10 protein-coding genes are annotated in these 12,424 nt (G+C 62.4%); 6 read left to right on the top strand and 4 right to left on the bottom strand.

Translation table 11 applies throughout. The annotated features are described in order from the left end of the window. Positions 1-27: 27 nt before the first annotated feature. The 3 genes from GV035_RS20490 (at position 28) to GV035_RS20500 (ending at position 3,425) form a co-directional block, all read left to right on the top strand. Entirely contained in the window at positions 28-1,167 is a 1,140-nt protein-coding gene (locus GV035_RS20490) for a glycosyltransferase family 4 protein (protein WP_159836787.1), read from the top strand. Positions 1,168-1,188: 21 nt separating this feature from the next. After that, the gene (galE, locus tag GV035_RS20495) at positions 1,189-2,247 is read left to right on the top strand and encodes a UDP-glucose 4-epimerase GalE (RefSeq protein WP_236572674.1); all 1,059 of its coding nucleotides are present in this window, start codon (positions 1,189-1,191) and stop codon (positions 2,245-2,247) included. A gap of 68 nt (positions 2,248-2,315) precedes the next feature. Then, the gene (locus GV035_RS20500) at positions 2,316-3,425 is read left to right on the top strand and encodes an MraY family glycosyltransferase (protein ID WP_159836788.1); all 1,110 of its coding nucleotides are present in this window, start codon (positions 2,316-2,318) and stop codon (positions 3,423-3,425) included. 93 nt (positions 3,426-3,518) lie between these two features. On the opposite strand, the gene GV035_RS20505 is transcribed toward GV035_RS20500, so the two are convergent. Both GV035_RS20505 and GV035_RS20510 read right to left on the bottom strand, forming a co-directional pair. Next, positions 3,519-4,598, bottom strand: a complete 1,080-nt coding sequence (locus GV035_RS20505) for a glycosyltransferase family 4 protein (RefSeq protein ID WP_159836789.1) — start codon at positions 4,596-4,598, stop codon at positions 3,519-3,521. Further along, a complete protein-coding gene (locus GV035_RS20510; protein WP_159836790.1) occupies positions 4,599-5,846 on the bottom strand; it encodes an oligosaccharide flippase family protein in 1,248 nt (415 codons plus the stop codon). It abuts the gene before it with no gap. A 377-nt stretch (positions 5,847-6,223) separates the two neighbouring features. Between GV035_RS20510 and GV035_RS20515 the strand changes: the two genes are divergently transcribed. Continuing rightward, a complete protein-coding gene (locus tag GV035_RS20515; RefSeq protein WP_159836791.1) occupies positions 6,224-7,408 on the top strand; it encodes a glycosyltransferase in 1,185 nt (394 codons plus the stop codon). 55 nt (positions 7,409-7,463) lie between these two features. On the opposite strand, the gene GV035_RS20520 is transcribed toward GV035_RS20515, so the two are convergent. Continuing rightward, entirely contained in the window at positions 7,464-8,618 is a 1,155-nt protein-coding gene (locus GV035_RS20520) for an acyltransferase family protein (RefSeq protein WP_159836792.1), read from the bottom strand. A 512-nt stretch (positions 8,619-9,130) separates the two neighbouring features. Between GV035_RS20520 and GV035_RS20525 the strand changes: the two genes are divergently transcribed. Continuing rightward, a complete protein-coding gene (locus tag GV035_RS20525) occupies positions 9,131-10,606 on the top strand; it encodes a hypothetical protein (RefSeq protein WP_159836793.1) in 1,476 nt (491 codons plus the stop codon). 56 nt (positions 10,607-10,662) lie between these two features. Continuing rightward, positions 10,663-11,871, top strand: a complete 1,209-nt coding sequence (locus GV035_RS20530; RefSeq protein ID WP_159836794.1) for a glycosyltransferase — start codon at positions 10,663-10,665, stop codon at positions 11,869-11,871. Here the strand turns inward: GV035_RS20530 and GV035_RS20535 are convergent. Continuing rightward, positions 11,865-12,320: a hypothetical protein gene (locus GV035_RS20535; protein WP_159836795.1), complete on the bottom strand. Its 456-nt coding sequence runs from the start codon at positions 12,318-12,320 to the stop codon at positions 11,865-11,867. The genes GV035_RS20530 and GV035_RS20535 overlap by 7 nt on opposite strands. Positions 12,321-12,424: the final 104 nt, after the last annotated feature.

Raw genomic sequence — 12,424 nt, forward strand, 5'->3', positions numbered from 1 at the left:
ATCGCGCCTGAAAACACCAAGTTCCGGATGAACAAAGCCAAGTCTAGCCTACGCATCGCCCTCGTGTGCAACACGGCCTGGGCCATTTACACGTATCGTCGCGGCGTGCTGCGCATGTTGACCGAACGCGGCGCCGAAGTGACGATCATCGCGCCGCGCGACCGCACGTTCGAGCCGCTCATCGAAATGGGCTGCCGCTGCGTGGAATTGCCGGTGGCATCGAAAGGCACGAATCCGCGTGAAGACGTGAAGACGATGCGCGCGCTGTACCGCGAATATCGCGCGACGCGTCCGCATCTCGTCTTTCACTACACGATCAAGCCGAACATCTACGGCTCGCTCGCCGCGATGCTCGCGCGTGTTCCATCCATCGCGGTGACGACGGGCCTGGGCTACGTGTTTATCCAGAAGAGCCGCACCGCGCAGATCGCCAAGCGTCTTTATCGCTTTGCGTTCCGCTTTCCGCGCGAAGTGTGGTTCCTCAATCGCGACGATCATCAGGCTTTCGTCGATGGAAACCTGCTCGCGCATCCTGACCGTGCGCGGCGGCTGCACGGAGAAGGCGTCGATCTGGACGATTTCTCGCTCGTGCCGTTACCGCGCCGCGAAGATTTCGTCTTTATTCTGATCGGACGGCTGCTGTGGGATAAGGGCGTGGCCGAATATGTCGAAGCGGCGCGGCGTTTGCGCCGGCGCTATCCGCACGCGCGTTTTCAGCTGCTCGGGCCCGTCGGCGTGGATAATCCCAGCGCGATCAGCCGCACGGACGTAGAGACGTGGGAGCGTGAGAATATCGTCGAGTATCTGGGCGAAGCGAACGATGTTCGCCCGCTCATCGCGGCGGCCGATTGTGTCGTGCTGCCGTCGTACCGCGAGGGCGTGCCGCGCACGCTGATGGAAGCCTCCGCAATGGGACGCCCGATCGTCGCCACCGACGTGCCCGGCTGCCGCGAAGTGGTCGAACACGGCGTAACCGGCCTGCTGTGCGAGGTCAAGAGCGCGGACAGTTTGGCCGTTCAACTCGAACGCATGCTGACGCTGCCGATCGAACAACGCGAGGCGATGGCTCAACGTGGCCGCGAAAAAGTCGCCCGCGAATTCGACGAGAAAAACGTCGTCGAACGATACAAGAGCACAATACACGCCATTACCGGCATTTCACTCTGATTTGCGCTTCCTGGAGAGCACATGATGAACGGCAACATGTCGCCGAATGACGCTGGAAAAGGTACGAAGGGCACGATTCTCGTGACAGGCGGCGCGGGCTTCATTGGTTCGCATACCTGCGTCGAGCTGCTCGAAGCGGGTTACGGTGTCGCGGTCATCGACAATCTCGTCAACAGCCGCGCGGAGTCGTTGAAGCGCGTCGAGCGCATCACGGACAAGCGCGTTGCGTTCTATCAGGAAGACGCGCGCGATGAAGCCGCGCTGAACCGCATCTTCGACGAACACGCCATCACGGGCGCGATCCATTTCGCCGCGTTGAAGGCAGTGGGCGAATCGGTCGCGAAACCTATCGAGTATTACAGCAACAACATCGGCAGCCTGCTTGCCGTGCTCAACGTGATGCGCGAACGCAACGTCCGCAACTTCGTGTTCAGCTCGTCGGCAACGGTGTACGGCGTGCCGCAAAGCGTGCCCATCGACGAGAGCTTTCCGCTGTCGGCCACGAATCCCTATGGCCAGTCGAAGCTCATCGCCGAGCAGATCTTGCGCGATCTCGAAGTCTCCGATCCGTCATGGCGCATCGCGACGCTGCGCTATTTCAACCCGGTGGGCGCGCATGAAAGCGGGCTGATCGGCGAAGACCCGGCGGGCGTTCCGAACAACCTGATGCCTTATGTCGCGCAAGTGGCGGTCGGCAAGCTGGAAAGGCTGCGCGTGTTCGGCAGCGATTACGATACGCACGACGGCACCGGCGTGCGCGACTACATTCACGTCGTGGATCTGGCGCGCGGACACATTGCGGCGATCGACGCGCTGAAGTCGCTGGATCGCAGCTTCGTCGTGAATCTCGGCACGGGCCAGGGCTATAGCGTGCTGGATGTCGTGAAGGCGTTCGAAGCGGCGTCCGGCAAGCCCGTGCCGTACGAACTCGTGCCGCGTCGCCCCGGCGATGTGGCCTCGTGCTATGCGGACCCCGCCGCCGCCGCGAAGCTGCTTGGCTGGCGCGCGGAGCACGGCATCGAGCGCATGTGCGCGGATCACTGGCGCTGGCAGTCGCAGAATCCGCAAGGGTTCGCATAAGGCTACGGCGCGCCTCGCATCGTCTAACACGGCGATGCGGGGCGGCTGTCCTCAACTGGTCTACTTTCATGCTTAGTTTTGCGCTTGCTTTTCTGGTCTCGCTCTTCGTGACCCTGTTGATCGTGCGCTTTGCGCACTTGCAGGAAGGCGTGCTCGGCGATACCGATCTCGCCGGCGTGCAGAAGTTTCATGCGCGCCCCGTTCCGCGCATCGGCGGCGTTGGCATTCTGTGCGGGCTCACCGCATCCGCCGTGCAATTGCGATGGAGTTATCCGCTCGTGTCGGGCGGCATTCTCGGCATCATCGCGTGCGGCTTGCCCGCGTTTCTCTCCGGGCTCTTCGAAGACCTGACCAAGCGCGTGACGCCGCTCGTGCGTCTCATCTGCACGATGGCCGCTGCCGGCCTCGCGTATGCGCTGCTCGATATCGCGGTCACGCGCATCAGCGTGCCGCCGCTCGATTTTCTGTTGTCCTACACAATCATTTCATGCGCGGTGACGGTGCTTGCGGTGGCCGCGCTCGCCAACGCGGTGAATATCATCGACGGCTTCAACGGCCTCGCGTCGATGGTCACGTTCATGATGTTCGCATCGCTCGCTTACGTGGCGTTCCAGGTTCACGATCCGGTCGTGCTGTCGGGATCGCTCATCATGATGGGCGCCGTGATGGGCTTCTTCATCTGGAACTTTCCTGCCGGCCTGATCTTCCTCGGCGATGGCGGCGCGTACTTCGTCGGCTTCATGCTCGGCGAACTCGCGATCATGCTGGTCATGCGCAATCGCGATGTATCGGCGTGGTATCCGGTGCTGCTTTTCATGTACCCGATCTTCGAGACGTGCTTCTCGATCTATCGCAAGAAGTTCATTCGCGGCATGTCGCCCGGCATTCCGGATGGCGTGCATCTTCACATGCTCGTCTACAAGCGGCTGATGCGCTGGGCCGTCGGCGTGCAGAACGCACGCGAACTCACGCGCCGTAACTCGCTGACGTCGCCGTATCTGTGGCTGCTGTGCCTCATCGCGGTGATACCCGCGACGCTCTTCTGGCGACATACGCTGCATCTGTTCTGCTTCGTCGTGGTGTTCGCGGCCACTTATGTGTGGCTCTATGTGAGCATCGTGCGCTTCAAGGTGCCGCGCTGGATGGTCTTTCGCAGGCCGCATCCGGTGAAGAAGTAGCGCCTGATTCACGACGACAACGCCGCCCTCCCACGGGCGGCGTTGTCGTTTCAGTGCCTTATTTCTTTGCCGCGACGAGTAGACCTTGCCGCTTCATGCCGGCGCGGGACGCGGCAGGCGTTGCGTGACTTCTCGCGCGACGGCGAGGTAACGCGCGGCCGTATCAGCGAGCGTCAGACCGTTCAGCGGCCGATGCGAGCGCGGCTGACCGAGCGCGACGACGAGCGCATCGGCGTAGGCTTTCGTATCGTCGGGATCGCACAGACGCACACCCGCAAAGTCCGCCGCGAAGCTGAACGGGCGGATGGTGCTCGCGACCACCGGAACGCCCGACGCGAGGGCTTCGAGAAACGCGATGCTGTGCCCTTCCGAGCGCGAAGGCATGGCAAAGACGCTCGACGAAAACAGCAGTTCCGCCACGTCCGAGCGCGGACCTTGCAGACTCACGCTTTTCGAAAGCCCGAGCTTGTCGATCAGATCGCCCACGGCCGCGTGATACGCCGGATCTTCGATCACACCGCACAGCAGCAGACGCGCATCGGGCACGCGCTGAACCACCCGCTCGAACGCATGCACGGTCGAGAGCTGATTCTTCACCGACGTATAGCGCCCGATCTGCACGATCTGCGAACCCTGCGCCGTGGTGCTCGCGGAACGCATCGAAAAGCGGGACATGTCGACGCCGTTCGGAATGAGCGTCATGGCCGGATGCCGCCCGACCGCGCCGACGTAATCGTCGATATTCGCGGGCGATACCGCGATCACCGCACGCGCGCGCCGCGAAAGCATGCGCTCGACGCGCCGGAACATGTGGCTCTGGAAGTCGTTGGTCGCCGAATGCATCACGTAGACGATCGGCACCGCGAGCGGCAGCATGCGCGCGTAAAACGCGGGAATCGTCGCGTGGGCGAACAGTACGTCCGCCTGATACGCACGGATCGTTCGATGCAACTCCCACAGCTTGCCGAAACGTCCATGCATGCGGTCCGGAAAGAGACACTGCACGCCGTTCGCAACCAGTTCAGCTTGCAGCGCGGTGAAGTCATCGTGCGGCGGCATGAGCGAGGCGATCGCCACCGTTTCGCCGCTCTTTTGCTGATGAATCGCCAGGTCTTTCGCCAATACCTCGGCGCCGGAAAGTCGCGGTGCCAGGACGAGATGTACGATTCGCATTCAAGCCTCCCTGACGATGCGATAGAGCATCCATGCCGCCGCCGACGCAAGGCCCGCGGTCATCGACCATGCGATGCCCGTCACGCCCCACAGATGCGTGGCAACAGGCACCGTCACGCACAGCACGACAGCCTGCACGATGGACGCGTGCGTGGCCACCTTCGGCATGCCGGTCGCGCGCAGCCACGACACCAGCACTGCGATGACCGCGCCGATCGCCATGTTGATGACGAAGATGCGAAAGAGCGGCACTGCCGAAAGCCACGCCGGCCCGAGCACGAGGTTGAAGAGCGGCTCTGCCGCGACGCGCAGCGCGATGACGAGCACCGTGAGCCCCACTGCGGCCAGCAGCAGATAACGGCGAAACAGCTTGCGCGCACCCGCGACATCGCGTCGATGATGCTCCGAGAACGTCGGAAACAGATACTGCGACATGGCGATAGCGGCATCGGCGAGCAGCATTTGCGCGAGCTTCGACGACATCTGATACGCGCCCAGTTGCAGCGGACCGAGCAGCTTCGCGACGACGACCTTGTCGAACTGGTTCAGCAGAAGATTCACGACGCTGCCCGCCCAGATCCAGCGGCTGAAGTTCACGTAGTGCGAAATGCCCGCGAACGAAAAGCGGATAGGCGGACGCGGCGACATGGCGGTCCACGTGAGCGTCGTCTTAAGCAACTCGCCCGCGACGAGGCCGATCAGCACCGAGTACGCGCCCGCGCCCGACAGCGCGCATACGAGCCCCACGGCGCAGTCGGTGAACGCGGCCGATGTCTCCACGCCCGCCAGCTTCTGAAAGCCGCGCTGCCGCGTAACGGTGAAGTACGCCGGCGATGCGACGCCGCGCACCATCGGCAAGATGGCCGCAAGCAGAATCAGACCGATGGAGCCGCCCAGGTGGAACTGGCTTGTCATGAACGGCGCGAGCGCGGCGATCAACAGGCCGATCAACACGCCGCGCATCGCAAGCGTCGCCCATACCGCGCCGAGTTCGTTTTGCGTGGGGGCATTGCGTCCCTGCACGACGGCTTGTGCAAGCCCCGTATCGGATAACGATTCGGCAATGGCGACCGCGAGCAGCGCGATACTCACCGCGCCGATGGCTTCAGGCCCGAGAATGCGGCCGATGGCCAGAAACTTCACCGCGACGAAGCCGCGCACGACCACTTGTTGAAGGAGCACCCAGAAGGCCGCATCGTGCTCGAACCGCGCGCGTGCTGGCAAGAAGGATAGCCGGACAGATCTCACTCACATTCCCCGTGCTGCTGTATTTCGATTCGTGGCGCCGCGATATGTCGGTATCGCGTGCGATCCACCTTGCGCGTCGCGCACGGGAACCCGCCGGGAAGACGGGTACGCGCGAGGCCGCGCTTCTTTTCAGGCGACTGTGGCAAAAATAGCGTGACGGCGCGGGCTGCGGACGCCAACGCGTAGTGCTATTCGGCAACCGGTGCGCGTTATTGCGAGTTGACGGATGACGTTTGGTGTTCTTCACCACATCGCGCGACGCGGATAAACGCTGAAATATGGCCATTCAATACGCGGGCGCGGTGTTACGTTCGAGCTTCGACGAGAAACCGTGTCCAATTAGAAAACATAGAAAACACCATGACGGATGCCACTTCATGAAGAACGATACCGTTCTCATCATCGAGCCTGATTTCAGCGGCCACCGCTGGCGCTATGCGCAATGGGCCGCGAACGCCTATATGGAAGCGGGCCTGCGATGCCTGATCGTCACGGAGCCGCGCAATGCGGGCCATCCGCTCGTCAAGCAGATTCAGGAGCAAGGCGGCGATGCGCTCGGCATCACGTTCGTTGCGCCGCCCGAGCCGAGCGGGCGCAAGGGCCTCGCGTCGATCAGCTATGTGCGCGCCCATGCGAACTTCAAGCATGCTTATGCGGTGGCGGGCCGTGAACGCAACGTGGCGCTCGTCGTCGTGCCGTACGTCGATTATTTCCTGCTCGCGCTGCCGTTTCTGCGCTCACCGTTCGGCGCTACGCCGTGGGTCGGCGTCACCATGCGCTCGAATTTCCATCATCATCTCGTCGGTGTTCGCGCGCCGCGCCGTCCGCTCGTCAATGCGGTGAAGTCGCGGCTGTTCGCGCGCGCCATTCGCGTGGGCGGCATGAAGACGCTGCTGACCATCGACCCGACGCTGCCCGACTGGTGGAAGCGCAACGGCCGCCATGCGCGCGGAACGAGCATCGACTATCTTGCCGATCCGTTTCCCGACGCGCAGGCTGCGGAGCCATCGGCGGCGAGGCGAAGGCTCGGTCTTTCGAGGGGCACGCACGTGCTCGTCTATGGCGCGATCAACGATCGCAAAGGCATCTTCGAGCTGATGGATGCATTGGCGAAGCGTAACGACGGCGTGCACACGCCGAGGCTCGTGATTGCAGGTGCGCAGGACAATGACGTGCGCGCGCTATTGACCGACGCCGCAGGCAAGCTCTCGCCTGCGCCGATCGTGATGGATCGCTTCATCTCGAGCGAGATGGAACTCGACCTCTTCTCCGCATGCGATGTCGTATGGCTCGGCTACAAAGGCCATTACGGCATGAGTGGCGTGCTCGTGCAGGCGTTCCGCTTCGGCAAGCCGGTCATTGCGACGGCCGACGGCTTGATCGGATGGTTCTGCCGGACGGGTGAACTGGGGCCGGTGATTGACGATCTCACGCCGGCTTCGATCAACCGCGCACTCGACGATGTTCTCGCGCGCCGCACACGTCCCGTTGCGGCCGGCCATCTGCTGGAGCGCAATACGCTCGGACAGTTCAAGGAAACGCTGCGCCAGGCGATTGCCTGACGCAGTATGCATGACGCCGGTTCTTGCGATCATCGCAAGAACCGGCGAGTTCGAATCAAGCCTGCTTGCCCACCACGTCCACCCCTTCCACCACGTTCTGCGCTTGCGGCTTGCGCTTCGCCGGGAAGAGCGCATCGCGCATGCGCAGGAACGGGAACTCTACTGCACGCGTCGTCACATAGCCGACCACGATCGCAATGGCGAACTGCGCCGCCATGACGAGGCCCCATGCGGGTATCGCCGGAAGATGCAGCGCGGCGGCACGGCGAATGAGCATGTCGCCCGGTGCGAGCGCCAGCGAATGCCACAGGTAGATGCCATACGAATACACGCCGATCCAGCCGATCAGCCGATAAAGCCGCGACTCGCGAATGCGCCCGGAATACTCGACCGTCAGCACGATCAGCGCGCAGAATCCGATGGCCTGAACGGTATAACCAATACTTTGATCCAGCGCCACGTTGCGCGTGCCGAACACGAGCCATAGCGCGAGCCCCGCGACCACCGCGACCAAAGCACCCTTCCTCCGCGCGATGCCGCGATACACCGCCGGCTTCAGCCAGTAGAGCGCAGCGAGCATCACGCCGAACAGCAGGCTGTCGATGCGGTATTGCGTATAGAAGAACGTGCCTTCGAGATCGCCGTTATAAACCGCGATGCTGCGCCCGATCAGCACGGCGACGCAAATCGAAGCGAGCACGCCGAGAATGGTGTTGATGCGCGTCTGCCAGCGCGCGAACACGATGAGCAGCAACGGCAAGAAGAGATAGAAGTGCTCTTCGACGGCGAGGCTCCACGTCTGCGCGATCGACGATCCGAAATAGTTCTGCATGTGCGTGAGGTTCTGCACGAGGAACGTATTCGTCGGATGTCGCCCGACTAGCACATGAAACAGAATGAGCGCGTAGTACGCGGGCCAGATCTTGAAGATGCGTCGCACGATGAAGCGCGCGGCGTCGATGCGTCCTTCCTGCGCATATTGCTTGAGCAGAAGACCGCCGACGAGAAAGCCGCTCAGCGTGAAGAACAGATTGACGCCCTCGTGCCCGAAGCTCTTGAGCGGATACTCGATGGCGGCAATGAACGCGCTGCCTGTCGGGTATGAGTGAAAGTGATACCCCATGACTGCGATGATCGCGAGTCCCCGGATGAAATCGAGCTCGATCGATCGATTGGGTCCTGGCATGCGTGTGGCGCCGAAAAGGCTCATGGCCTTCCCCCTGTCTGCGAAGGTCTGATGCTGCTTATGTTGTATTGGATGCTTCGCCGCCGGGAGTCCTCATATCGGCGCACGCACGCGCATCGCGGATGTCATTGGGTCAATGCCGCCATTGACCCGTCACGGCCAATTGCCGGCAGGACAATAATCGGTCCGGAATAGCGGCGCGATCCGCCAGAATCGCATGTTTGCCGGCCAGCGCCCGGCGCGCTATGCGGCATCGGCAACATAGTCGTTTGCACGGTTAGAAGTGCGCTCACGCGAGCGTGGTGCGGCGCACATGGCCATCCGTCGTTTCGCGCCGAAGGCTAGTCGCTAAACGCCGCCGCGACGGCGTGCGCTTTTGGCCGCTGATATATTCGACCCACAAATACGGGGTACCCGGGGACCGTCGCTCAAGCTGATTCAAACACACGACACGCGACTAAAGGCTTCCAGGGCACGAAGCGGATCCAACCGCGAGAAATGAAGCTCGACGAGCTTTGCCATCTAAAGAGAACGTCATGCGCAACAAGTTCGCCGTCATCTGGATTTGGCTTTTCATACTTCCGCTCGCATTCGACTTCAAGGGCGCGGAAACGGCCAGCAAGGCCATCCAGATTCTTCTCACCGTCCCCGCGATATTCGCAGGCGGCGCGCTTCTGCTGATCGCGCCACGCTTCGCACAGCGTTCGCGGCTGCGCACGTGGGTCACGTCGCTCTTCGCGCTCACCATCGTCGGCAGTATCGCGACGCAGTTGATCCAGGGCAATGATCCGGGCAACTACATGCGCGTGATCCTGCCGTTCGCGCTCATGCTGCTGGGCTATCTGGTCGCCTGCCGTCCGTGGGACTCGCTGCGGCTGGAACAGATGGAACGGGCCATGTACTGGTCGATGATCGCCTCGCTGATCTTCAGCTTCGTCTACGGCATGGCGACGGGCGGCGGGCTCGAGAACGTGCGCTTTCGCATCGTCTCGGTGACTTTCCTCTGTCTGCAAGGGCTCTTGCTGCATGAGTTCGTCATCGCGAAGCGCATGACCAAGTTCACGGTGTTGCTATTTCTTGCGACCGTCGTGATCGAGCTGCTGAGCGTGACGCGCAGTCTGCTCGTCGGCACGGTGCTGCTCTTTGCCTATGCGACGTGGCTCGCCGCGCCATCCGTCAAGCATCTCTTCAAGGCGGCCCTGCGCGCGATCATGATTGCATCGCTGCTCGGCGCGATGGTCGCCGCGTCCGCCGCGTTCTTCCCAGGCGTGGCCGAACACTGGTCGCAACGCCTGTCCTTCGCGAAAGACACCGAATCCGGCCGCGATCCGACGACCATCACGCGTCTTGCCGAAATGAAGGACCAGTACGATCAGACGACATCGGACACGCTGTCAGTCTTCGTCGGCAAGGGCTACGGACACGACTATCGCTATTCGCCGACGTACTTGCCGTACCTCGCGGGACAGTTCACGAAGAAGGACTTCTACGCGATCAAGGAATGGGCTGCGGGCCATAACTTTTGGGTCTATCAGTTCTTCGCGGGCGGGATTCTGTTCGGCATCGCGTTGCCTGTCGCCGTGCTGTGGGCGCTCTATCGCGGATCGATGGCGTATCGCTCGTGGCGCAATCGCGCGCCCGATGCGATGTATCTGCCGGTGCTCGGCCGCGCATTGCTCGTCGTGGCCGCGCTGCCTGCCACGTCGGTCGGCGGCAATCCGCTCGGCAACCGCTTGTCGGGCATCGTGTTCGGCGTGGCGCTCGGTCTGCTCGTCGCGGCGTTCGCGCGGATCGCCCATGCCATGCGGACCCAGGCGGCGCATCGGCCATCATTTAGGAAACCGTACTATGGTATGCGTGACGACGCGCATGACTGGCGCCCCGAATGGCGTCCGTACGGTCCGCAGCCGGAATTGAAGCCCGCGCATGCGCCGGGCCTCGCACACGAACATCACGGCGAGAGCCGCCACGAGGCGCCGCCGGGAGCGAGCACCTTCGCACCGTCCGCATAAAAGGCTTCAAAAGCCAGCGGGCCTGGACACGCCAACGAACCGGGGATCGTTTCGTCATGAAGATTCTGCATTTGCTTTCCACCGTCGATCCGCGTGCGGGGGGCCCAATTGAATGCGTGCTGCAAAGCGGCCTCAGTATGCGGGCGATGGGACATGAGATCGAAGTTGTCTCGCTCGATGCGCCGGATGCGCCGTATCTCGGCGCCTTTCCGCTTCGCCTGCATGCGCTTGGGCCGTCACGCGGCTTTTATGGTCTTTGCCCGCGGCTCGTGCCGTGGCTGCGCGAACATGCTGCTCGCTTCGATGCGGTGATCGTCAATGGACTTTGGCAATATCACAGCTTCGGCGCGTGGAAGGCGCTGCGCGACAGCGACGTGCCCTACTACGTGTTTCCGCACGGCATGCTCGATCCGTGGTTCAAGCGCACGTATCCGCTCAAGCATCTGAAGAAGTGCCTTTATTGGCCGTTGGCCGAATATCGTGTATTGCGCGATGCAAGGCGCGTGCTCTTCACGACGCAAGAAGAACGCTTGCTCGCGCGTGAATCGTTCAGGCTTTATCGCGCGAATGAGGAAGTGGTTGCGTTCGGCACGCGCCAGCCGCCCGCCGATTCGACCGCCCTGCGTCACGCGTTTCTATCCAAATTCCCGCAGCTCGCGGGCAAGCGTTCGATTCTTTTTCTCGGCCGCATCCATGAAAAGAAAGGCTGCGATCTGCTGCTGAAGGCCTTCGCAGCAGTGCGCGATATCGACGCTCGCGCGCATCTCGTGATGGCCGGCCCCGACGACAGCGAATGGGCGACGCAGTTGCGCACGCTCTCGAAGGAACTGGGCATCGAGAGTCGCGTGACGTGGACGGGCATGCTGAGCGGCGATCTCAAGTGGGGCGCGTTCCGCACGAGCGATGCGTTCGCGCTGCCGTCGCATCAGGAGAACTTCGGCATTGCGGTGGCCGAGGCGCTCGGCTCCGGGCTGCCTGTGCTGATCTCCGACAAGGTCAACATCTGGCGCGAAGTCAAGGAAGACGGCGCGGGCATCGTCGCAAGCGATACGGTCGAGGGCACCATCGACGCGCTATCGGCATGGCTGCGCATGGATGATGAGGCGGCGTCCGCCATGCGCGAACAGGCGCTGACCACGTTTATGCACCGCTTCCATGTCGAAGCGATGTCCAAGGACCTTGCACGCGTGCTGCGAGAAACGGCGAATACGCGCGACGGCGGCCTCTCGCAAGGCACGCTCTCGGCGTCCTTCGAACGTTACTGATCCTGAGCCGACTTTAGATAAGCGGCAAAGCGGTTCTGCACCGCGATGATCTTGCTCGCGCAGTCGTCGTAATCCGATCCACGCACCCGTTCCGGACCATACATGCCGCGACATTGCGCATACAGCGCAATCGTCGCGCTATTGCCTTTGGTCACGCGCGTGGCCGAATAGACGGGCTTGCCCGAGCGCGAAGGCACGTCGGTTTCGATGGCCACCGCATCCGCGCGAATCACCGGCTGATTCGAGTTCTGTTCGATATAACGCTTCGTCAGCGTCCACATTGCATCGCATTGCGCGGCGTCACGGCACTGGACGGTCGCGTTGCGCTGCGCCACATCGAGCGATTGCTCCGAGTGCGAGAAGCCTTCGGCACGCTGCGCCTCTTTTTCAGCGGACGAGCAGGCGGCGAGCAACAGCGAAGCGAGCGCGAGAACGGTGAGCTTTTTCACGGCGATTCATTCATGAGCGAAGACGGAAGGCGATTATAGCCACGCTGCTCACTGCACTGCCGCTTCGCCAAAAGAAAACGCCGCCGGTCGTCCGACCGGCGGCG

The sequence above is a fragment of the Burkholderia sp. 8Y genome (assembly GCF_902506145.1).
Lineage (GTDB): Bacteria > Pseudomonadota > Gammaproteobacteria > Burkholderiales > Burkholderiaceae > Caballeronia.